This is a genomic window from Roseomonas sp. TAS13 (assembly GCF_001950415.1).
Lineage (GTDB): Bacteria > Pseudomonadota > Alphaproteobacteria > Acetobacterales > Acetobacteraceae > Roseomonas > Roseomonas mucosa.
Genome location: NZ_BDLP01000043.1, coordinates 1 through 20351 on the forward strand (window position 1 = coordinate 1; position 20351 = coordinate 20351).

Here is a 20351-nt window from a genome sequence, read left to right on the forward strand (position 1 = left end):
CGCCTGAACTCAGGCGTCGGCTACCGTACGCCCACCGAGGCGCGGGTAGCCATGAGTGCGGAGGCCGTCATGCCGATCGCCGCATGATGCTCTGATCTCACCCCTCCACCCCGCAGGGGGAAGTCCATCCCGGCGGCAGCGCCCAATGTCACGTAGCCGATCTCGTCGATGATCAGCAGTTGGGCGCGGCAGAGATAGCGGATGCGCTCGCGCAAGCGTCCCTCACGGTCGGCGCGGGCAAGGCTGTCGATGATGTCGGCCAGCGGGCAGAAGTAGACGCTGCGTCCGGCCCGGACGGCCTCGACGCCGAGGGCGACGGCAAGGTGAGACTTGCCGGTGCCGGACTGGCCGATGAAGTGGACCACCTCGTGCTTGTCGATGAAACCGAGGCTGGCCAGTGGTTTTGCTTCGGTTTAGTGGAGAGGTGTTGGATCAGTTGGCGGCCATCTTCTCGAACTGGGCCGGGCTTGTGAAGTCGAGCGCGGAGTGGCGCCGGACAGGGTTGTAGAAACCATCGATGTAGTGGCCGATGGCCTGCTCGGCATCCTGGCGTGTTTCGAACATGGTTCGCCAGGCCCTCTCCGTCTTCAGGGTCTTGAAGACGGTCTCGACCATGGAGTTGATGCTCCTATGTTGGTCAAGGGCCATTTGAGACTGCGGACTGAGCGGTTGGCCTGCAGAGACTATTGAAGATTTCCTGGGCGATGTACCGCTTCAGACAGCGTCGGATCTCCCGAAGAGACTTGCCCTCGGCTGTTCGACGATGGACATAGGCTTTCGTTTCGGGATAGGAGCGCATCCGGACAACGGCCACGCGATGCAGCGCAGCGTTGGCTCGTCGGTTGCCGCCCCTGTTGAGACGATGGCGGGTGGTCTTGCCGCTGGATGCCGGGAGGCGCGCATGATCGACCAGCCACGCCGTTGGGTCGGCGGGGCCATGGTGCTGGCCGTCGCCAGCTTCGCGTTGCTCGGGCCGCTCGGAGGGGTGGACCCGCTGCGGCAGGACCTTTCCGCGGTGCTGCGGCCACTGGGCAGCGGGAACCATCCCCTGGGCACCGACCATCTCGGCCGCGACATGCTGGCGCGTCTGTCGCATGCGGCGGCCTCTCGCTTGGCTCCGCCCTGGCGACCGCCCTCTGCGCCGCCAGCGCTGGCACGCTGCTAGGCCTGCTCGCCGCCCTGCGCGGCGGCATCCTGGAAAGAGGGCTGCTGGCGCTCTCGGACACGGTGCAGGCGGCGCCCGCATTGCTGCCCGCATGATCTTCGCCGCCGTCGCGCCTGGCGGGCTGGTAACGCTGTATCTGGGTCTCTCACTGGTACTTTGGGTTGAGTTCTTCCGCTTGCGGGCGCTGTTGCTCGATCCCGTTCTGCTCTTTGCCGACGAGGCGATCTCGCGTCTCGACCCGGTGACCCAGCAGGAGGTGATCGGGCTGCTGCAGGAAACCGTCACCGAGCACGGTATGGCGCTGCTGATGGTGACGCATGAGGACGCCCTGGCCGAGAAGGTCGCGAGGCGTATCGTACGTCTGAACCAGCCACAAATGCCTCAGGCTGCTCTACATGCAGCCATGGCTCGTGCAGCCGCCTGACGGGCTGTCTTGGAACCGCTTCTGCGGACCTTTGCCTTACCAGCAGCGCCGGACGATCCGGATGGATCGTCCGGCGCTGCCTCTGTCCGGTTGGAACAGAGCTCCGGATCAGAGGGTGATCCGCGCCACGCTCTCTTTCTCCTTGATCTTTTCGAAGGGGAGCTTGACCGAGACGAAGGCCGTGCCGGTCTTCTCGTCCAACGCCAGGCTGTTGGGATGCGGCGGTCACGGCACGGTCTCGGCGACGCTGTGGCGATCCGTGTCGAGCACGCTCACCGAGCCGGAGCTCCGGTTGGTGACGAAGAGCCGCTTGCGCGCGGCATCGAGGCGCAGCGCCACCGGTCCCTGTCCCACCGGCGTCTCCCAGAGCAGCTTTCCACTCTCCGGCTCCAGCGCCACGACGCGGTTGCCGGGATTCTTCGACACGAAGCCTGGGATCATCTTCTCCTTGTAGCGGGTCAGGTTCTCCATGCCCTGGTCCACCGCCAGCACGGCGCCGCTGGCGGAGTCATAGGCGAGGTTCAGCGGCTGCTCCGCACCGCCGGCCTCCACCGAGTGGTGCAGCTCCTGCGTCTTCCGGTCGATGGTGCAGAGCTGGCCCGCCAGGGTCGAGACAAAAAGGCGGTCCTTTGCCGCGTCCAGGGCGATGCCGGTCGCGCCAGGACCGATGCCGGTGATCGGCTTCTCCGCCGTCAGGTTCTTCGTGCTAACGACATAGACCTGGCTGTCCTTCATGCCGAGCCCGGGCAGGTACAGCCGCTCCCCGGAGGGATCGAGGAGCAGCTCCCGCAGCTTGTAGGGATACTCCTCCTTGCCATCCTCGCCCTTCACCTTGGTGGCGAGGCGCAGCGTCCCGAGAACGTGATTCTCGCCGATATCCACCACGCTGACCGCGGCGTCCAGGCCGTGGCCAACATAGAGCCGGCCGGCCATGTCATCGAGAGCCACGCCGAAGCCACGCAGCGGCAGCGTCAGTTCTGACCTGATGGCGAGGCTTTGCGGATCGAGGCGAAGGAGCCGGCTGGCTGGCGCGCCCTCGGCGAAGCCGCCCGCCGAAAGCACGAACAACGCGTTCCGAGAGGGGCTGAAGGCCAACTCATAGAGGGCCGGTGCCACCTCGACTTGTTTCATCTTCGGCGCAGCCCATGCTGGGCGCATGGCGGCCACGGCAAGCCCGCTCGTCAGCAATCCCAACGTCCTGCGCCGGGACATCGTGGCCGTTCCTGAGCGCAGGCAGACGGGGTTGAGCATGTGTTTCTCCTTTTCGACGATGGCCTGGGATGCCGTGGCCCAGGCAGACGGCTGGAAAGCGGCAACCAATGGCGCGCCTGCTCTCCTCAGGCCGACTACCGTTAAACGATTATGATTATCATTATCAATAACACTGAAGGCAAGCCTGGACTGCCAGTAGCGTTGGGCAAGGCCGAGCAGCGGAAACCCCGGGATGTGGCCCGGCTGCTCCCGCGCAGTGGCGTCCCGTGCTGCGCGCCAGCCTGCCGCTCTGCCGCACAAAGCCGTGGATCATGGACAGGCCAAGGCCGTTCCCCTGATCCAGCCTCCAGGGCCGCGTTGACATAGCGGTTGGCCCCCCTGACCTGCACCTGGGGATACCTGTCTTCAGCAGATCCAGGCTACCGATGACGCCGTTCAGCGTGTCTCAGGGTTCCGGGAAATCGCACCTGTGCGACGAGGGAGCATCATGCCGCGCCATAGATGCGGTCCAGAGTGGCTGAGACCGTGACGAGGTGCTCGGCGGCGGGATCGAAACACTCGCCTTCCGACAGGCGACGAGCCCAGTCCATGGCCGCGCGCCCGCCCCAGAAATCGGGTGGCACAGAGAGCACGTCGCGCGTGGTGCCACGGAAGCGCTCCGCCGTGAAATCGTAGAAGGAGCCGCCCAGGTTGCGCAGCGCGGCACCGCCCTCGGTGCCATAGAAGCTGGCGGAGATCACCGCGTCGCAACCAGCCTGGAGGCGCCAGGAGCAGGCGAGCTGGACCGCCGTGCCGCCGTCAAGCGTCAAGGTGGCGAGGGCATAGTCCTCTACCCGGTCCGGTCGGCGGCCGGGCGCGGAGCGCAATGGCTCGCCGCCCGCGAAGAGCCGGCCAGAGACCGTCTCGACCTCGGGGAAGTCCAGGGCCCAAAGGGCGAGATCCACCAGATGGACCCCCAGATCCATGACGCAGCCGCCGCCCGACTGCGCCGGGTCATAGAACCATGGCTTGTCCGGCCCATAGGCATTGTGGAAGACGAGATCCACCGCATAGATCCGCCCCAGGGCACCGGCCTGCAGCAAGGTCCGGATCTGCCGCATGCCCTCGGTGAAGCGGTAGGACAGGTCCACGCCCAGCAGCCGGTCCGCCGCGCGGGCGGCCTCCACCACGGCACGCGCCTCAGCGGCGTCGCGGCCCAGGGGTTTCTGGCAGAAGACCGCCGCGCCGGCGCGCAGGGCGCGGATGGACTGCTCCGCATGCAGGGCGCTCGGCGTGGCGATCACCACGCCGTCCGGCTTCAGCGCCAGCATGGCGTCGAGATCCGGCACCAATGCGGCTCCGGGAGCGAGGCGCTGAGCTTCCGCCGCCATGCTGGGGGAGGGATCGGAGATGGCCACTGCCTCGGCGTGGCTGTCCTGGAGGATGGCTTCCATGCGGTGGCGGCCGACCCAGCCGGTGCCGAGGAAGCCCAGGCGGGGGCGGCGCATCACCGGGGAACCACCACGGCCTTGATGAAGCCGTCCGGGCGGTCGCGGGTGGCGTTCAGCGCCTCGTCCAACCGTTCCAGCGGGTAGCGATGGGTCAGCAGGCGGGCCGGATCGATGCGGCCTGCCGCGACTGCGTCCACGGCCTCACGGATGCCTTGCACGTAGATGGCCGGGTCGCGCTCGTGCGCGTTGATCACGTCGATGCCGCGCCAGTTCCATAGCCACATGTTGACCTGCCTCGGCCCGTCCTGGTGATAGCCGGCGACGATCAGGCGGCCACGCTCGCGCACCAGCTCGGCGGCGAGGTCGAGCGGCCACTGCTTGCCGACCGCCTCGATCACGCGTTCGCAGAACCGGCCATCCGTCAGCGTCTTCACGCGCTCGATGATGGCATGGTGGTCCTCCATCGGGATGGTCTCTGCGGCGCCCATCTCACGCGCCAGGTCGAGCGAGGTGGTGCGGCGGGAGATAGCGATGACCCGCGCTCCCGCCTCAGTGGCCAAGCGGGTGAGGATGGCTCCGAGAAAGCCGATGCCGACGATCGCCACCGTCTGCCCGGCTTCGATGGCGCTGCGGCGGAAGATGTTCATGGCACAGCCCAGCGGCTCGCCCGGGAAAGGCTTCCCGGCCAGGGAGGCCGGCAGCGGAACGACCGCCTCAGACGCGGCCAGATCGTACTCGGCATAGCCGCGATAGGTGAGGGCGGCGACACGGTCCCCGACCGTTAGGCCGGCGACGCCCTCGCCCAGCGCATCCACCCACCCCCAGGCTTCGTGCCCCAGGTCGCCTGGAGGAGTGGGGAAGCGCATCCAGTCCGGCCCCGCCCAGGGCGTGAGGTTGGAAGCGCAGACGCCGCAACCCTCCAGGCGCAGGCGCACCTGCCCGGGGCCGGGCTGCGGCAGGGGAACATCCTCCAGCCGGATCTGGCCGGGAGCGACGAGAACCACCGCCCGCATGGTCGGCGCCAGCGTGTCAGCCAAGCTCCTCTCCTCTCAGAGCGCCGAGGTGACAAGGCCGGGTGCCGGAGCCGCGACGCCGGTGCCCGCAGCCGTGCCCGGAGCGTAGCGCCGGACCATGCTGGCGCAGAACTCGGCGAATTCCTGCGGCACCTGCGGCGGGCTGGTGTGATGCGGGGCGATGCCGCGGTGCTCCGGCGTGAAGCAGAAGGTAACGGTGACGTTGAAGTCGCGCAGCGCTTCCATCTGACGATCGAACCAGTCGAGCGCATTGGGGCGGAAGCTGTCGGCCCAGGAGAGGCCGGTGCGGAGATAGGTGACGCCGAGCCGCTTCATCCAGGCCACGGCATCGTCCAGCCGGTGGTCGTGATAGTGGAACCACTGGCACAGGCCCATCGCCGGCGCGTGCTTCGCGAAGTGTTCCGCCGCGGGCTTGGGGGAGCCGTCCTCGCGCAGCAGGCCCATGTAGAAATGCCGGTAGTAGGAGGACCCCTCGGCCTCGCGATGGCGCGTGGTGGCTCCCCACTCGCGCGGCAGGTCATAGAGGCTGTACCAATGGATGCGGGGTGCCTGGCCGATCAGCAGCTCCGCGGTGCGATTCAGGCCCCAGACCTGCACCTCCTCGGCCCCGAAGGTGGAGATGCCGACCTCGCTCACCCAGATCGGCTTGTCGGTGACGGCGCGGATCTCGTTGATCCTCGCTGGCCATTCATGGATCTGCCAGAGGTTCCAGTCGAGCGGGAAGCCGTGCACCGCCACGGCGTCCACATGGTCCAGCACGCCGTAATCGCGCATCCTGTTCACAAAGCCGGGATCGATCGGTGAGATGCCGCCGAGCACGCGGGTGAGGTTCGGGTTCTCGACATGGATCGCCCGGCCGGCGGCGCTCGCGGTTTCGGCGAAGAGGCGCCATTCCGGGTCGAGCTCCGGATCCCAGTGGGACTTGTTGTTGGGCTCGTTCCAGATCATCGCGGCTTCGATCACGCCTGCGGCTCCTTCGCGGGGTAGATGGCGCCGGCCCCTTCGGGAGCCTCGGCGCGGCGGCAGAGATAGACCTCCTGCTCCGGGTGCCCGATGATGGCGAAGCCGGCAGAGCGCAGCATCGCCTCGGCACAGGCTGCATTGGGCACCCACCAGTTGGTCGGATCGTGGGAATAGCGCTGCTCCACGAAATGGAGCTTCGGATAGCGAGCATCGTCGAAGACATCGGTTTCGGCGAAGTCGTAGTCCGGCTGCAGCGGCATGGCCTCGGTGGCGCCGCGCTGCATCGACTGAAACAGCAGAAGATCGTGCGCCACGTGCTCGTGGATCAGGTCCAGCGCCAACAGCGGGTGGCGCAGGTGGTAGAGCACGCCCATGAAGATCACGACGTCGAAGCGCTCGCCCAGCCGCGCCACGTCATAGACAGAAAGGTTGCGAAACTCGATCTCCTGTCCCAGCACCTCCGCCGCGAAGCGGGCCTGGGCCAGGTAGCGGTCATCGGAATCGATGCCCAGCACGCGGTCGGCGCCGCGTCGCTTCATCTCGATCGAGTAGAAGCCTCCGTTGCAGCCGATGTCGAGAACGCTCCGGCCGCGCAGATCGGCAGGCACGACATGGGCGAAGCGGCGCCACTTGCTGGCAGGATAGTCATGGAGGAAATGGTTGGGCGCGGTCTTCACTCCATCCAGGTCGATGTTGTGGAACCACTCGCCGAGCGCCTCGGCACGCCGGCGGATCTCGTCGTGCGCAAGCCGGCTGGTGCTGCTCATGATGCGGTCTCCTCGATGGCGGGGGGGCCTGCCGCGGCGGTGCCGAGCGAGGCGAGCATGGCCAGGAGCTCGTCCACGCGGTGGGCGCAGCTGTGTCGTGCCTGGATGGTCTCCAGTCCGCTGGCGGCGAGGGTAGCGCGCAGGGCGGGATCGTCGCACAACGCGGCGAGATGGCGCGTCATCTCCGTCCCATCGCGCGCCACCAGGAAGTCCTGTCCAGGACGGAACAGGCCCTCGGAATCCTGCCAGGGGGCGGAGACCAGCGGGATGCCGCAGGCCAGCGCCTCGAAGACCCGAATGGTGGGAATGCCCGGCAGCATCTCCACATAGAAGCGGCGAGGGACATGCACCGTGGCCAGGTGCCGGGCGAAGACCTCGGGCGCGCGGGCATTGGGCAGCCAGCCCCGGAAGCGGGCGCCATGGTGTTCCAACATGGCTCGGGCCTCGGCTGGATAACGCACGCCGTGGATATCCAGCCCCAGGTGCGCCTCACGGGCGGGACGGAGCAGGAACTCCTCCAGCTCGGCACCGCGCTCTCCATCCCCCCAGTTGCCGATCCAGACAAGGCCTTCTCGGGCCTGCTCCGGCGCTGGCGGGTGGAAGAGCCGCGTGTCGGCGGCCTCGTGCCACACAAAGACTCGGTCGCCCCATCCCCAACGCCGGTAGACTTCGGCCAGCGTCGCGCCGAAGGCCAGCACGGCGTCGTAGCCGTCGAGATCGAACTGCCGGATCGCTTCCGGATCGCTGACGGCGCGGTGGTGCGTATCGTGGAAAAGCAGTGTGAAGCGCGCACCCTGCCGCCGCATCCGCCCGAGCGCGGCGACGAGGGACGGATCGTTCCACTCGTGCACGATCACCACGTCAGCTTCCTGCAAGGCGGATCCCGTCTCGTCGAGAGTCGCGAAGATGCGTGGCTGCAACTCTGGATAGAGGCTGCGGAAGGCGTCCAGACCGGCTTCGCCATGGTCGCGCAGAAGGTTCTCACGGCTCCAGGCGCCCGCGGGCTCCAGCGCCACGACCCCGTGGCCGCGGTGAAGCAGGTCGCGCAGCACGCCACGCAGGAAATGCGCGTTGCCATGGTTCCAGCAGGAGGCGAGGGAGTGGGTGAAATAGACGAATTTCACGGAACGGTGGCTTCCATCGTCACGGGACCGATCGGTTGCGGTAGGGAGTCATAAAGGGCCAGCATGGCATTCGACATCGCGGCCGTGCTGTAGCGACGCGCGCGTTCCCGGGCGGCATCGCCAAGGCGGTCGCGCTCCGCCCGGTCAGCCATCATCCGGTCCAGTGCCAGCGCTACGGCGGCCTCGTCATCGGGCGGCACGAAGACAGCGGCTCCATCCCAGAGCTCCCGAAAGGTGGGAATGTCGGACAGGACGAGGGCGCAACCCGCCTGCGCGGCCTCCAGCACTGCAAGGCCGAAGGGTTCGTAGCGGGCCAGGGAAGCGAAGACCGGCCGCTGAGCCAGCAGCACCGTGACTTCCGTCTCATCCAGCCGGCCCAGCGAATGGATATGCCGCAGGGCGATATGGGCGCCATTCGGCCCCTCGGTGGCGCCGGCCGCCTGCACAGGCCAGCGAAGGCGCCCTGCTGCGCGGTCCAGAACCGCCACGTTCTTGCCCTCGTCCCAGAGGCGGCCGAGCGTAAGCACCGAGTCGACCTGCGATGTGGAGCCTGTCCAGGCGAGGGGCCGCCGGCCGTTCCAGACGGCGGTCGGCTGTTCCGCCAGATCATGCACGGTGGCTGTGGCGGCCGCGAAAGCCCGTGTCGGTGCCACCAGAGCCGAGGAGGCAGCATAGCCCTGGCGGAGCAACGTCGTGCGCCACAGGAAGTCCGGCGGCAGGGGACTGTCGCGCATCGTGGCCCACCAAGTGGCGAGGCAGGAGTGGCAGACAGAGACCACGGGCACCGGGAACGCCGCCAGTGCCGCGAGGCTAGGCGTGTTCAGTTGCGCCACCTCCGCGCCGGTCTCGCGACACAGGCGCGCCACGGCGGCCGCGGTACGCTTCAGTTCCCCGGGATCTTCAGCGAGCCAGTCGAGCGGCAGGCTGGTGAGGTGGAGGTCGAGACCGGGAACCTGGCGTGCCTGAAGCCTCTGTGACATGCCCGGCGCGGGACCGAGAACGGCAAGGGTCGTCCGCCAGCCCCGCGCGGCGAGGCCCTCGGCGAGATCCAGGGCATAGGTCCAGACGCCGCCCACCGCATCGGCCGTCATCAGCAGATGCCTCTTGCCGGCAGATTTCACGCGCTGGTCCGGAGGGGAGCGATCGGGAAAAGCGATGGAAGGCGGTGCCTCATGAGAGGGCGGGTTCCGCGACGTCGGTCAGACGCTCGTCTTGCGCCCGCTGCAGCCACTCCGCCAACGCCGCGATGCCCTCGCGCCACGGACGGGGAGCATTCAGGCCAAGCTCGCGCGCCGCGCGGCGCATGTCCGAGACATAGTAGCGCTGGTCTCCGGCACGCCAGTCCGCATAGGCGACCTGAACCGGACGGCCGGTCAGGGTGGCGATGTGGCCAAGCAGCTGGCGCAGGCTGATCGCATTCGCCGGACCGCCCCCGAGATTGAAGGCGCGGCCGCTCACCGCGCCGATCCGCTGCCAGGCGGCAAGGTAGGCTGCCACTGCATCCGACACGTCCATCACGTCGCGCACCTGGCAGCCGTCGCCATAGATACTGATCGGTTGATCGCGCAGAGCACGGATCAGGAAATGCGCGACCCAGCCCTGGTCCTCCGTCCCCATCTGCCGCTGTCCATAGATGCAGCTCATCCGCAGCACCGCCGCAGGCACGCCGAAGGAGCGCGCATAGTCCAACACGTACTGGTCTGCGGCACCCTTGGAGCAGCCATAGGGCGTGTGGAAGTCCAGCGGGCGATCCTCTCCGATCCCGCTCTCGCGGAGAGCGGCAAGGCTCGGCGTGTAGGCGTCATCCCTGAGATCCAGAGCGACATCGCCGAGGTCGCCATAGACCTTGTTGGTACTCGCGAAGAGCAGGGGAACACCAGGGCGCTGGCGCAGTGCCTCCAGCAGAGAGAAGGTGCCCTGGAGATTGATGGCGAAGTCGCTGTATGGGTCCTGCAGGCTTGTGGTGACGGCGACCTGCGCGGCGAAGTGGAAGACCGAGCTCGCCTGTCCGGCGGCGGCGGAGAGGCTGCCCGCGTCCCGCACGTCGGCGATGGCGACGGAGATGCGCGACGGGTGGCGCCGCTTAAGCCACTCCAGGTTGCGTTCCACTCCGGGACGCGAGAGGGCATCGTAGATCAGTATGTCATGCCCCTCGGTTGCGAGCCTGTCAGCGAGGTTGGAGCCGATGAAGCCTGCCCCGCCGGTCACCAGCACAGGCTCACGCAGGGCGAGGCCGGGCGCGGCCAGGAAAGTGTCCGGGCCAGTCACGCGACCAGTCCCCGCATCTCCAGTTCGTTGCGTGCCTGGCTGACGCGATCCTGCGCTTGCTGCCGCGCGACCCATTCGGCCAGTTCCGCCAGATCGGCCGTGAAGTCCTTGTGCTGTGCCTCGTAGCCCAGCACTTCCCGCGCCCGGGCGATGTCGGGAATGTTGTGGCGGATATCGCCAGCGCGGGTTTTGCCGGTGATCTCCGGAGCCACCTCCCGGCGGCCCATGGCTTCGGCCAAGTCAGCCGCAACCTCCTGCACCGTGCGGTCCGTGCCGCTGGCGATGTTGAAAACCTCGCCAGGGGCACGCGGATGTTCCAGCGCGAGCACGAAGGCGCGCGCCACATCTTCCACATGCACGAAGTCGCGCCGCTGCTGCCCATCCTCGAAGATCACCGGGGGCTGCCTGTTCTGCAACCGCGAGGCGAAAATTGCCAGCACGCCCGTATAGGGGTTGGAAAGGGCCTGGCCGGCGCCATAGACATTCCAGAGGCGCAGTGCCACGCCCTCCATCCCATAGGCCGGGGAAAGGGTGAGGGTAAGGCGCTCCTGCACGAACTTGGTGATGGCATAGACCGAGGCGAGGCTCGGACGCTTCCATTCCGGCGTGGGAACTGGCACCAGCGGACGACCCCGCGCGTCGAGCGGGTCCCATGGCGCGTCCACCCCGGTTCTGGACTGCCGCACGGCATCCTCTACGAGCCCACCTTCCGCATCGCGGTACAGGCCTTCGCCATAGATGCTCATAGAGGATGCAACGACGACGCGGCGCACCGGATTCTCGATCAGCTGCTGGAACAGCACGGCGGTGCCCTGATCGTTCACGGACACATAGCGATCCACCGCGTACATGCTCTGCCCGACGCCTACCTCGGCCGCGAGGTGCACGATCCGGTCCACGCCCTTGATGGCATTCCGCACGGCATCGGGATCACGCACGTCGCCGACGAGAATCTCCGCATCCGAATCCAGGCCGTCTGCACCGCGGTCGCCATGCACCTGCTCGATGAAGCTGTCCAGGACGCGGACATGATGGCCCCTGCCGAGGAGTTCCCGCGAGACGTAGCGTCCGATAAAGCCTGCACCGCCGGTGATCAGGACCGTTTCTGCCAAAGCGCCATCTCCGATCATGCGTTGCCCCGCACCACTACCATTGGGTGGGGCGTGGAGTAACTGTCGCCACAGTCTGGCACGTCGTTCTTTCAGTCATAGGGCGGACCAGCTTCACATTTCGTTGCGCTTCTGCCTTCCGGGCAATCTCCGGTAAGGTCGTGGATTGATCCATCATAGACTCGATAGCTATGTTCCTGCCGCCAACTAGGCCGAGATATGCAGGACGGTCAGGAGAAGCCCATGAACCGGAAGACGTCTGACGTGGTCTTACCCGCGTGACGAAACGGACATTGCGCGTCGCCATCGTCGGCGTTGGGAACTGCGCCTCCTCTTTCGTCCAAGGACTGAGCTTCTATCGCGACGCCTCCGCGAACACGCCTGTTCCGGGCCTGATGAATGTCGAGCTCGGTGGATATCATGTGAGCGATGTCGTGGTTTCGGCGGCCTTTGACGTCAATGCGGCCAAGGTGGGGCGTGACGTGGCCGAGGCGATCCTCGCGCCGCCCAACAACACGAGCCGCTTCGCCGAGGTTGAACCCACCGGCGTCAAGGTGAGGCGTGGCGAGACGCTGGATGGAATTGGCCGCTATCTGGTCGGAGAGATCGAGGAGAGCGCGGAACCGGTCGAGGATGTCGCGGGGATCCTGCGGGAGAGCGGGACGGATGTGGTGGTGTCCTACCTGCCCGTCGGTTCCCAGCGTGCCACGGAGTGGTATGCGGAACGTGCCCTGGAGGCGGGCTGCGCCTTCGTGAACTGTATCCCCGTCTTCATCGCCTCGGACCCGGAATGGCAGAAGCGATTCCAGGCACGTGGCCTGCCCATCATCGGCGATGACATCAAGAGCCAGGTGGGTGCCACGATTCTGCACCGCGTGCTGGCCAACCTGTTCCGTGAAAGAGGCGTGCAGCTGGACCGTACCTACCAGCTCAATTTCGGAGGCAACGCCGACTTCCTGAACATGCTGGAGCGCGAGCGGCTCGAATCCAAGAAGCTCTCAAAAACGCGCGCCGTCACCAGCGAGCTCGACGTACCGCTAGCGGCTGAGAATGTGCATATCGGGCCAAGCGATCATGTGCCCTGGCTGACGGACCGGAAATGGGCGCATATCCGATTGGAGGGCACCGGCTTCGGCGGCATGCCGCTGAACGTCGAGCTGAAGCTGGAAGTCTGGGACTCGCCGAATTCGGCTGGTATCGTCATTGATGCCGTACGCTGCGCGAAGCTCGCGCTCGACCGCGGTCTGGGCGGTGCGTTGGTGGGGCCTTCCAGCTATTTCATGAAGTCACCGCCACAGCAGTTCCATGATGGCGAGGCGCGCGAGCGGACGCTGCGTTTCATTGCAGGTCTCAACGGGGCATGACGCGTGCCACCACGGTTTTCCTGATCCGCCATGCCGCACATGACCGTGTTGGCGACACGCTCTGCGGCCGCATGCCGGGCGTGGTGCTGGGTGAGGCTGGACGATCGCAGGCCGAGGCATTGGCCCGCTGGATGGCGCAAGAAGGGGCCGACATGCTTTATGCCAGCCCGCTTGAGCGCGCCCGGCAGACAGGAGAAGCCATCGCGCGGCGCCTTGGGATTGGCATGGAGATCAGCGAGGCGCTGATGGAGATCGACTGCGGCGCCTGGACCGGCCGGAGCTTCGGAGACCTCGAAGCCGATCCGCGCTGGACCGAATGGAACGAGGCCCGTGCCACCGCGCGCATTCCCGGCGGTGAGAGCATGATGCAGGTACAGGCCCGCGCGGTCGCGGAGTTGGTCCGGCTGCGCGATAACCATCCCGGAGCACGGATCGCCCTTGTCAGCCATGCCGACGTCATCAAGGCCGTGTTGGCGGCTTTCCTGGGTCTGCCGCTGGATCAGCACATGCGTTTCGAGATCGCGCCGGCTTCCTGCAGCACGCTCGTGCTCTGGCCAGGAGGTGCTGCGGGGGGAGGAAAGCTCCTGAACCTGAACCACCGTACTGGGGAGAACAGCGCCGCATGAGGATCGCCTTCTACGGATCGAGCCTGCTCTCCTCCTACTGGAATGGTGCCGCCACCTATTATCGGGGCCTGCTACGCGATCTCGCCACACGGGGCTATGAGATCATCTTCTACGAGCCCGATGCCTTCGACCGGCAGAAGCATCGTGACATCGAACCGCCGGACTGGGCAGCCGTGCGCGTCTATCCTGCCACCGTCGAGGCCATGCGTGCAGTGGTGGCGGAAGCGGCTCGCGCGGATGTGGTCGTCAAGGCCAGCGGTGTCGGTGTCTTCGACGATGCGTTGCTGGAGGGTGTCATGGCCGCCGCCCGGCCCGAGGCAATCCGCATCTTCTGGGACGTGGATGCGCCGGCGACGTTGGCCGAGATCCGTGACGAACCCGGACATGCGCTGCGCCGGGTGCTGCCGTCCCTCGACTTCGTGCTGACCTATGGCGGCGGCCCGCCGGTGGTCGAGGCTTACGAAAGCCTCGGCGCACGCCGCTGCATTCCAGTCTACAATGCGCTGGACCCGGAAACCCATCATCCTGTGCCGGTCGATCCACGCTTTGCGGCAGATCTCTCGTTTCTCGGCAACCGCTTGCCTGATCGCGAGGCGCGGGTGGAGCGGTTCTTTCTTGATGCGGCGGCGCGCCTGCCGGAACGGCGATTCCTGATCGGCGGCAATGGCTGGGACAGCAAGCTGATGCCGGGCAATGTCCGCCATATCGGCCATGTTTATACACGCGACCACAACGCCTTCAACACCTCGCCGCTGGCCGTGCTGAACATAGCGCGCGACAGCATGGCATCCACCGGCTACTCGCCTGCCACACGGGTCTTCGAGGCCGCGGGGGCAGGGGCCTGCCTGATCACCGATGCCTGGACCGGCCTCGACCTCTTCCTCAAGGAGGGAGATGAGGTCCTGGTGGCGCGCGACGGTGCCGAGGTGGCGCAACATCTCCAGACGCTGACGCCAGAGCGGGCGCGTGCGATCGGAGAGGCGGCACGGGCCCGTATCCTGGAAGGGCACACCTACACGCGCCGTGGAGCGGAGGTGGACCGGTTGCTGCGGCAAGCGCAGGAGCACCAGAGGGAACGTGGCGCCGCGTCATGCCGCGGCGTGCTGGCGTGAGCCCCATGCGCGTCGTCGTGCTGGGTCTGAGCCTTTCCTCGTCCTGGGGCAACGGCCATGCCACGACCTACCGCGCGCTGTTGCGGGCTTTCGCCGGGCGTGGCCACGAGGTCCTGTTCCTGGAACGGGACGTACCCTGGTACGCGCCGCACCGTGACCTCGCGGAGCCGGAGTTCTGCCGGCTGGCGCTGTATCGGGATCTCGATGAACTGCGCGGCTGGCAGGACATGATGGCCACGGCAGATGCGGTCATCCTAGGCTCCTACGTGCCCGAGGGCGTGGCAGTCGGCCGCATGGTGCAGTCCGTGGCGCGGGGCGTCACGGCTTTCTACGACATCGATACGCCGGTGACGCTGGCGAAGCTGGAGCGTGGTGACGAGGAATATCTCTCGCCGGCGCTGATCCCGGGTTTCGACCTGTATCTGAGCTTCACGGGCGGTCCTACCCTGGGCCTGCTGGAGCATCGCTACGGCTCGCCCGCCGCGAGGCAACTCGCCTGCTCCGCCGATCCTGCGGCTTATGCGCCGCAGGACCTGCCGCCGCGCTGGGATCTCAGCTACCTGGGCACCTACAGCCTGGACCGCCAGCCGGTGCTGGAGTGCCTGTTGCTGGAACCCGCCCGGCAAGCGCCCGACCTGCATTTCGTCGTGGCCGGGCCACAATACCCCTCGTCCATTGACTGGCCGGCCAATGTTGAGCGGATCGACCATGTCCCTCCCGCCGACCACCCTGCCTTCTATGCCCGGAGCCGCTTCACCCTGAACGTCACCCGGGCCGACATGGTGCAGGCCGGTCACAGCCCCAGCGTCCGCCTTTTCGAGGCCGGGGCTTGCGGGGTCCCGATCATTTCCGACATCTGGGACGGCCTCGGCGACCTGTTCGTGCCAGGGCAGGAGATCATCCTTGCTGACGGGCCGGGCGCCGTTCTGGAAGCATTGCAGCAGATGTCCGAGGCACGGCGCAGCGATATGGCGATGGCGCTGCGACGGCGCGTCCTCGGCGCACATACGGCTGCGCATCGTGCGGGGGAGCTGGAAATGCACCTGCGCACTGCAATTGCCCGGCGTGCTGCCGCGTTACCTGCTTTGTCCATTCACCACTCCTGAGAGGGCACATCATGCGGAAAAGCCGGTCCGATCTTGTCCTCGTCGCTGGCGGTGCTGGCTTTCTCGGTTCGCATCTCTGCGACCTGCTCCTGGCGGATGGAGCGCGGATTGTTTGCCTCGACAATCTGGGAACAGGACGGCGAGAGAATATCCGGCATCTGGAGCGTGACCCCCGTTTCGACTTCGTGGAGGCGGATATCTCCGAGCCGTTGCCATCCGGCATCACGCATGGCCGTGCCCAGTTCACGCGCGTCTTCAATTTGGCCTGTGCTGCCTCGCCACCGCACTACCAGGCGGACCCCGAGCACACGATGCTCACCAATGTCCTGGGCACGCGCAACTTGCTGCGTCTCGCGGAAGCGTCCGGGGCACGGTTCCTGCAGGCCTCGACCAGCGAGATCTATGGCGATCCGGAGGTCCATCCGCAACGAGAGGACTACTGGGGCAACGTCAATCCGACGGGGCCACGCGCCTGCTACGACGAAGGCAAGCGCGCAGCGGAGACACTGGCTTTCGACTTCGCCCGTCACCGCCGGGCGGAGGTCCGCGTGGCACGGATCTTCAACACCTATGGGCCGCGTATGCGTGCCGATGACGGGCGCGTGGTGTCCAATGTCATCTGCCAGGCTCTGACGGGCGAGGAAATCACGCTCTACGGCGACGGCACGCAGACACGCTCCTTCTGCTACGTGGCCGATCTGGTGGAAGGTCTCCTGCGCCTGATGGCCTGTGACGCACCGCCGCCGGGGGCGGTGAACCTGGGCAACCCGGTGGAGCTGACGGTTTCGGATCTCGTGGCGCGGGTTGTGGCCCTGACGGGCACGCGCTCCCCTGTGGTGCATCAGCCATTGCCGGTGGACGATCCCCGCCGCCGCCGCCCCGATATCGGACGTGCCCGCGAACTGCTTGGCTGGACGCCGAAGGTGCCGCTGGAGGAGGGGCTGAAATCGACCATTGCCTGGTTCAGCGAGAATACCGGGCATTCCGCCGCACATTCCGTTCCGTTCAACAGCATAGCCGCCAGCTGAGGCCGCCCTCCCGGCACGGCGCGTGACGACGAATGCTGGTCTATGGCGACGCTGTGCGCCGTGTCGAGCCGCAGGTGGAACTGGAGCACCTCTCGGCGCTTCTCGAGCGGCTCCGTGCTCTCCCGCCGGGCCTTGGTCGCCACAGTGCCCTTGTGGGCGCGTTGATCCTGGCCGGGGAACTGGCACAGGGGCTTGCCGATGCGGCCTTCGAACGGAATGGGCGGCTGGATATGGAGGACCCTTCCAGCGCGGCGTCTATGGCACTGCTGCTGCGGCTGGCTGGTGCCGTCGAGCGATCGTGGAACGGCGGCTTCACGGAGACCGGGCCAGAGGCGTGTGCGGCACTCACGATCCTGGCGCAGGCTGGCCTGCCCGACGAGATCCAGGTGCGCCGGATGGAGGGCTTCGCCTACTACGCCCTTTATCCCGAGGCCTATCTGCAGGCCGCGGCGGCGATGCCCCGCGATGCTTCCACGCAGGTGATCGGGATCCGCAGCATCGGGACCGTACTGGGAGCCATGGTGGCCGCGGCACTCGGAACCTCCAGGCTCTGGACGCTTCGGCCGATGGGACATCCTTTCCACCGTGAAGTTTCGGTGGCGAGGGATCTGGCCGACGCGCTCGTGGCCGAACCCGTCACGAATTTTGCGGTGGTGGACGAAGGGCCTGGGCTGTCGGGCAGCAGCTTCGGCGCAGTGACATCCTTCCTTGAGGTACAAGGCGTGTCGCGGGACCGGATCACATTTTTCCCGGGCCATGCGGGGGAGCCGGGAACCTATGCCAGCCCACGGAGCCGGGCAATCTGGGCGGAGGTCACGCGTCGTCCTGCCAGTTTCGATGCGCTCCTGCTCGACCCAGCCAGGACCGCGCAACGGCTGGAGGGCTGGGCAGCGGACCTTCTAGGCCCGGCCGTGGCTCCTATGCAGGACATCTCGGGTGGGGCCTGGCGCGCGCTGGGCCAAGCCGACACTGCCACCTGGCCCGCCGTGCATCCATGGCAGGAACGCCGCAAGTTCCTGTTTCGCACGGCCGACAGCACCTGGCTGTTGAAATTCGCCGGACTAGGGCAGCATGGCGAGGAGCGGCTCGCCCAGGCCAGAGCTCTGCACGAGGCTGGCTTCACGCCGCCGGTTGCGGGTCTTCTGCACGGCTTCCTGGTGGAGCGCTGGATCGAGGACGCATGTCCCCTCACGGCAGGCAGCCCCGGGAAAGCGGCGTTGCTGGACTGGCTCGGGCGGTATCTGGGCTTTCGCGCCCGATCCATGCCGGCGCGGCCGGAGGCGGGGGCTCCGGCCGCGGAGCTCCTCAGCATGGCGCGGCACAATACCGCGCAGACTCTCGGCGAGCAGTTCGCGAAACGCCTGGCTGTCTGGGAGCCGCTGACGGACGTTCTGGAGGTAAGTTGCCGCCGCGTGTACACGGACAACCGGCTGCACGCCTGGGAGTGGCTTCTGACGCCGGAAGGGAGGTTGCTCAAGACAGACGCGGTGGACCACGCCACCGCGCATGATCTCATCGGGTGTCAGGACATCGCCTGGGACATCGTCGGAGCCGGCAGCGAGTTGGGCCTGTCCTTCCACGAACAGGAACAACTCCGCCAAAAAGTGCAGCAGCGAGCTGGGTGCCGCGTGGAGCCGCGCCTGATGGAGTTCCTGCGCCCCTGCTACCTGGCCTTTCAACTGGGCGCCTGGTCCCTCGCGGCGGAAAGCAACCAGGACGCTGTGGAGGGCGCACGATTGCGGGAAAAAGTGGATGGCTATGCTCGCCAGCTTTCCACGTTGCTCATGAACTGACCCGGTGTTCTGGTTCCCTGGTTCCGCTGATTTGCTGGGATCGGAAGCGGAGGCGCTCGGCCAGGTTGACCCAAGCCATAGCCGTCGCATTGGTCGGCGTATCGGCACGGGTGGCCACTATCACTGGGAAGCGATCCGATGCTTCGTCGGCCTTGTCATCACCGCCGCCGCACCCCGGATTTCGAACGGATGCCTTTGAGGGTGTTTCATGGATGGCCGCTGCCAGGACTGGCAGATCAAGGCGAACCGGCCGCATGTCGCCCGCTGCCATGCCTGAAAGACCTCGGCACGAGCATGGCGGTACTGATCGGCTGGCATCGGGTGCCGGCGTAGTCGGAAGCGTCCCTGAATCACTGCAGGGGCTGAGAAGGAACGCTACACCCGGGTCTGCGGCTTGATCGATCCCGTGCCGACCGCAGCAGAGGGCGACGACGAGTCGGGGCTAGGCCCGTATCGTGTCGATCTGCGCGGAGACATCGTTGTCGAGAAGAAGGGTAGCGTCGCAGGGGGTATGCGCCTCTTTGCTGGCACGGTCGGCGTTTATGGGCCGATGACCGTGGACGCGGACGGTCTCACCATCTTCGAAGGGAGCATGCTCAACGGCACGGGCACGGTTTCCCTCGCGACCACCGTTCGGGACACACTGGCCCTCGACAACAGCCCGGGCGTGCTGCCCGCGGTCGCCCCCGTCACCGATGGCGGCGAACTCGTCCTATGCCGTGGACATCGATGGTCCCACCGCTGGCACCGGTGAAGCCGGACAAGGAGGCGGGTCCACTCCGCGAGGGGCTGATCGACCTGGAGATCGGCCTGCGCGGCACCCGGGCGGAGGATCACCGTCGCCGTGCCCGGCTATCCGGGTGCCATGCGGATCGCGCACCACTCGGACCTGGTGGCGCTGGTGCCGGAGTTCCTGATCTCGGCGATGTGGCATCCCCGCCTGGACGCCGATCCGGCGCATCGCTGGCTGCGCGAGACGGTGGTGACGGTCTGCCAACAGGCCTATTCCGGACGCTGAAGGAGGGCCGCTACCAGGAACCGCATGGTCAGACGCTGCCCTGATACGCGTCGAGCGCCCGCTCGATGGTCTCGCACGCCCAGTTCCCGGCCTCGGCGCCGTCCTGCTGGAACAGTCCGTCGAACGGGCCACCCAGCGATCCCGTACATGACCCTGGAAGCCATCAGCGCCGTCAGCGGTATTGCCCATGTCAGGCTCTCCGTCGTACCTGCCTGATCCGGCACCCCAGCCCACCGGAAACCATCGCCCCTACACCACGCAATGGGACATGACCGTCGGACCGTCAGAGCTGACGGCGTGACCCCAGTGGACATGCCCAGTCTTTGGTTCGAACGGATTGTGCTGGTAGAAAAGGTGGTACTCGCCACCGGCCTAGATGAGGCCGTTCGGATCATTCATGAAAACACGGGGCGGTGCGTAGTGGACCTGCGGCCGGTATCGGTCGTCCAAGGGTTCGGCCTGCGCCGCCTGACCGAGCACCCCGTAACCAAACCGATGCCGGGCCCGAGCAGCCCGAAGGAGCGCCTGGTAATTCCTGAATAGGTGGGCCGGGTCATGCTCGCGTCCGATGTGTGTGGATCGGCATGGAATAGGAACCCTGTTGGAGGGGTGATCGGCGTCCAAACGGGACCCCACTGACGGCGGGGTTCACAGTGGTTTCCGGGATGATCGGGAGCCAGTGCTGGGATGCTGGTCGTGGAGACAGTGGCAAAGATCCGGCGCCTGCACCGGGTGCAGGGCAAGTCGATCAAGGCGATCTGTCGTGAGCTCGGGATTTCGCGAAAGGTGGTCCGGAAGGTTCTGCGGT

21 protein-coding genes and 4 pseudogenes are annotated in these 20351 nt (G+C 66.7%); 12 read left to right on the forward strand and 13 right to left on the reverse strand.

Features of this window, described 5'->3' with window-relative positions; translation table 11 throughout:
• Positions 1 to 20 precede the first annotated feature (20 nt).
• The 3 genes and pseudogenes from ROTAS13_RS05925 to ROTAS13_RS28010 all read right to left on the reverse strand — a co-directional run.
• Entirely contained in the window at positions 21 to 398 is a 378-nt protein-coding gene (locus tag ROTAS13_RS05925; RefSeq protein ID WP_139323271.1) for an ATP-binding protein, read from the reverse strand.
• A 34-nt stretch (positions 399 to 432) separates the two neighbouring features.
• Positions 433 to 621: pseudogene (locus tag ROTAS13_RS05930) on the reverse strand (IS3 family transposase); the annotation flags it as partial.
• A gap of 16 nt (positions 622 to 637) precedes the next feature.
• Positions 638 to 895, reverse strand: a pseudogene (locus ROTAS13_RS28010) (transposase); the annotation flags it as partial.
• A 6-nt stretch (positions 896 to 901) separates the two neighbouring features.
• Here ROTAS13_RS28010 and ROTAS13_RS28015 point away from each other — a divergent pair.
• Both ROTAS13_RS28015 and ROTAS13_RS05940 read left to right on the forward strand, forming a co-directional pair.
• Positions 902 to 1165 (forward strand): hypothetical protein, encoded by a 264-nt coding sequence (locus ROTAS13_RS28015; protein WP_026033623.1) that lies wholly within the window; start codon positions 902 to 904, stop codon positions 1163 to 1165.
• Positions 1166 to 1256: 91 nt separating this feature from the next.
• Entirely contained in the window at positions 1257 to 1589 is a 333-nt protein-coding gene (locus ROTAS13_RS05940; RefSeq protein WP_193009541.1) for a hypothetical protein, read from the forward strand.
• Between the two features lie 225 nt (positions 1590 to 1814).
• Here ROTAS13_RS05940 and ROTAS13_RS05945 read toward each other — a convergent pair whose 3' ends face one another.
• A complete protein-coding gene (locus tag ROTAS13_RS05945) occupies positions 1815 to 2720 on the reverse strand; it encodes a YncE family protein (protein WP_252572416.1) in 906 nt (301 codons plus the stop codon).
• A gap of 25 nt (positions 2721 to 2745) precedes the next feature.
• On the opposite strand from ROTAS13_RS05945, the gene ROTAS13_RS26070 reads away from it, so the two are divergent.
• Positions 2746 to 2955: a hypothetical protein gene (locus tag ROTAS13_RS26070; protein ID WP_139323272.1), complete on the forward strand. Its 210-nt coding sequence runs from the start codon at positions 2746 to 2748 to the stop codon at positions 2953 to 2955.
• Positions 2956 to 3286: 331 nt separating this feature from the next.
• Here ROTAS13_RS26070 and ROTAS13_RS05950 read toward each other — a convergent pair whose 3' ends face one another.
• From ROTAS13_RS05950 to ROTAS13_RS05985, 8 genes are all read right to left on the reverse strand, one after another.
• Complete coding sequence (locus ROTAS13_RS05950; RefSeq protein ID WP_075821808.1) at positions 3287 to 4288, reverse strand: Gfo/Idh/MocA family protein; 1002 nt, start codon at positions 4286 to 4288, stop codon at positions 3287 to 3289.
• Positions 4288 to 5268 carry a zinc-binding dehydrogenase gene (locus ROTAS13_RS05955; protein ID WP_216348594.1) on the reverse strand — a complete coding sequence of 327 codons (981 nt, stop codon included), beginning with the start codon at positions 5266 to 5268 and terminating at the stop codon, positions 4288 to 4290. The genes ROTAS13_RS05950 and ROTAS13_RS05955 overlap by 1 nt, the downstream gene beginning before the upstream one ends.
• Positions 5269 to 5280: 12 nt before the next feature.
• On the reverse strand, positions 5281 to 6228 hold the full coding sequence (locus ROTAS13_RS05960) for a hypothetical protein (protein WP_058390612.1): 948 nt from the start codon (positions 6226 to 6228) through the stop codon (positions 5281 to 5283).
• The gene (locus ROTAS13_RS05965) at positions 6225 to 6995 is read right to left on the reverse strand and encodes a TIGR04290 family methyltransferase (RefSeq protein WP_075821809.1); all 771 of its coding nucleotides are present in this window, start codon (positions 6993 to 6995) and stop codon (positions 6225 to 6227) included. Before ROTAS13_RS05965 ends, ROTAS13_RS05960 begins: the two co-directional genes overlap by 4 nt.
• Entirely contained in the window at positions 6992 to 8119 is a 1128-nt protein-coding gene (locus ROTAS13_RS05970) for a glycosyltransferase (RefSeq protein ID WP_075821810.1), read from the reverse strand. Before ROTAS13_RS05970 ends, ROTAS13_RS05965 begins: the two co-directional genes overlap by 4 nt.
• A complete protein-coding gene (locus ROTAS13_RS05975) occupies positions 8116 to 9210 on the reverse strand; it encodes a glycosyltransferase family 4 protein (protein WP_075821811.1) in 1095 nt (364 codons plus the stop codon). Before ROTAS13_RS05975 ends, ROTAS13_RS05970 begins: the two co-directional genes overlap by 4 nt.
• Before the next feature lie 79 nt (positions 9211 to 9289).
• Complete coding sequence (locus ROTAS13_RS05980; RefSeq protein ID WP_083755420.1) at positions 9290 to 10387, reverse strand: NAD-dependent epimerase/dehydratase family protein; 1098 nt, start codon at positions 10385 to 10387, stop codon at positions 9290 to 9292.
• A complete protein-coding gene (locus ROTAS13_RS05985) occupies positions 10384 to 11499 on the reverse strand; it encodes an NAD(P)-dependent oxidoreductase (RefSeq protein WP_171979041.1) in 1116 nt (371 codons plus the stop codon). Before ROTAS13_RS05985 ends, ROTAS13_RS05980 begins: the two co-directional genes overlap by 4 nt.
• Positions 11500 to 11789: 290 nt before the next feature.
• Here ROTAS13_RS05985 and ROTAS13_RS05990 point away from each other — a divergent pair, with 290 nt between their 5' ends.
• The 8 genes from ROTAS13_RS05990 (at position 11790) to ROTAS13_RS27720 (ending at position 19543) form a co-directional block, all read left to right on the forward strand.
• Positions 11790 to 12860, forward strand: a complete 1071-nt coding sequence (locus ROTAS13_RS05990) for an inositol-3-phosphate synthase (RefSeq protein WP_216348595.1) — start codon at positions 11790 to 11792, stop codon at positions 12858 to 12860.
• On the forward strand, positions 12857 to 13486 hold the full coding sequence (locus ROTAS13_RS05995; RefSeq protein ID WP_019461917.1) for a histidine phosphatase family protein: 630 nt from the start codon (positions 12857 to 12859) through the stop codon (positions 13484 to 13486). The genes ROTAS13_RS05990 and ROTAS13_RS05995 overlap by 4 nt, the downstream gene beginning before the upstream one ends.
• The gene (locus ROTAS13_RS06000; RefSeq protein ID WP_075821814.1) at positions 13483 to 14598 is read left to right on the forward strand and encodes a glycosyltransferase; all 1116 of its coding nucleotides are present in this window, start codon (positions 13483 to 13485) and stop codon (positions 14596 to 14598) included. Before ROTAS13_RS05995 ends, ROTAS13_RS06000 begins: the two co-directional genes overlap by 4 nt.
• A 5-nt stretch (positions 14599 to 14603) precedes the next feature.
• A complete protein-coding gene (locus tag ROTAS13_RS06005; RefSeq protein ID WP_037249939.1) occupies positions 14604 to 15704 on the forward strand; it encodes a glycosyltransferase in 1101 nt (366 codons plus the stop codon).
• 11 nt (positions 15705 to 15715) lie between these two features.
• The gene (locus tag ROTAS13_RS06010; protein WP_051005056.1) at positions 15716 to 16732 is read left to right on the forward strand and encodes a UDP-glucuronic acid decarboxylase family protein; all 1017 of its coding nucleotides are present in this window, start codon (positions 15716 to 15718) and stop codon (positions 16730 to 16732) included.
• Between the two features lie 32 nt (positions 16733 to 16764).
• Complete coding sequence (locus tag ROTAS13_RS06015; RefSeq protein WP_075821815.1) at positions 16765 to 18525, forward strand: hypothetical protein; 1761 nt, start codon at positions 16765 to 16767, stop codon at positions 18523 to 18525.
• A gap of 394 nt (positions 18526 to 18919) precedes the next feature.
• On the forward strand, positions 18920 to 19279 hold the full coding sequence (locus ROTAS13_RS06020) for a hypothetical protein (RefSeq protein WP_075821816.1): 360 nt from the start codon (positions 18920 to 18922) through the stop codon (positions 19277 to 19279).
• 90 nt (positions 19280 to 19369) lie between these two features.
• Positions 19370 to 19543 (forward strand): hypothetical protein, encoded by a 174-nt coding sequence (locus ROTAS13_RS27720; RefSeq protein ID WP_210753624.1) that lies wholly within the window; start codon positions 19370 to 19372, stop codon positions 19541 to 19543.
• A gap of 249 nt (positions 19544 to 19792) precedes the next feature.
• On the opposite strand, the pseudogene ROTAS13_RS28555 reads toward ROTAS13_RS27720, so the two are convergent.
• Positions 19793 to 19900 (reverse strand): annotated as a pseudogene (locus tag ROTAS13_RS28555) (hypothetical protein); the annotation flags it as partial.
• A gap of 330 nt (positions 19901 to 20230) precedes the next feature.
• Here ROTAS13_RS28555 and ROTAS13_RS28025 point away from each other — a divergent pair.
• Positions 20231 to 20351 (forward strand): annotated as a pseudogene (locus tag ROTAS13_RS28025) (helix-turn-helix domain-containing protein); the annotation flags it as partial.

What these genes read in the sequence shown, in the direction of transcription:
- ROTAS13_RS28015 (WP_026033623.1), top strand. Translation starts at nt 902, where the DNA reads ATGATCGACCAGCCACGCCGTTGGGTCGGCGGGGCCATGGTGCTGGCC.
- ROTAS13_RS05940 (WP_193009541.1), top strand. Translation starts at nt 1,257, where the DNA reads ATGATCTTCGCCGCCGTCGCGCCTGGCGGGCTGGTAACGCTGTATCTG.
- ROTAS13_RS05945 (WP_252572416.1), bottom strand. Translation starts at nt 2,720, where the DNA reads ATGAAACAAGTCGAGGTGGCACCGGCCCTCTATGAGTTGGCCTTCAGC.
- ROTAS13_RS26070 (WP_139323272.1), top strand. Translation starts at nt 2,746, where the DNA reads ATGGCGGCCACGGCAAGCCCGCTCGTCAGCAATCCCAACGTCCTGCGC.
- ROTAS13_RS05950 (WP_075821808.1), bottom strand. Translation starts at nt 4,288, where the DNA reads ATGCGCCGCCCCCGCCTGGGCTTCCTCGGCACCGGCTGGGTCGGCCGC.
- ROTAS13_RS05965 (WP_075821809.1), bottom strand. Translation starts at nt 6,995, where the DNA reads ATGAGCAGCACCAGCCGGCTTGCGCACGACGAGATCCGCCGGCGTGCC.
- ROTAS13_RS05975 (WP_075821811.1), bottom strand. Translation starts at nt 9,210, where the DNA reads ATGACGGCCGATGCGGTGGGCGGCGTCTGGACCTATGCCCTGGATCTC.
- ROTAS13_RS05995 (WP_019461917.1), top strand. Translation starts at nt 12,857, where the DNA reads ATGACGCGTGCCACCACGGTTTTCCTGATCCGCCATGCCGCACATGAC.
- ROTAS13_RS06000 (WP_075821814.1), top strand. Translation starts at nt 13,483, where the DNA reads ATGAGGATCGCCTTCTACGGATCGAGCCTGCTCTCCTCCTACTGGAAT.
- ROTAS13_RS06005 (WP_037249939.1), top strand. Translation starts at nt 14,604, where the DNA reads ATGCGCGTCGTCGTGCTGGGTCTGAGCCTTTCCTCGTCCTGGGGCAAC.
- ROTAS13_RS06010 (WP_051005056.1), top strand. Translation starts at nt 15,716, where the DNA reads ATGCGGAAAAGCCGGTCCGATCTTGTCCTCGTCGCTGGCGGTGCTGGC.
- ROTAS13_RS06015 (WP_075821815.1), top strand. Translation starts at nt 16,765, where the DNA reads ATGCTGGTCTATGGCGACGCTGTGCGCCGTGTCGAGCCGCAGGTGGAA.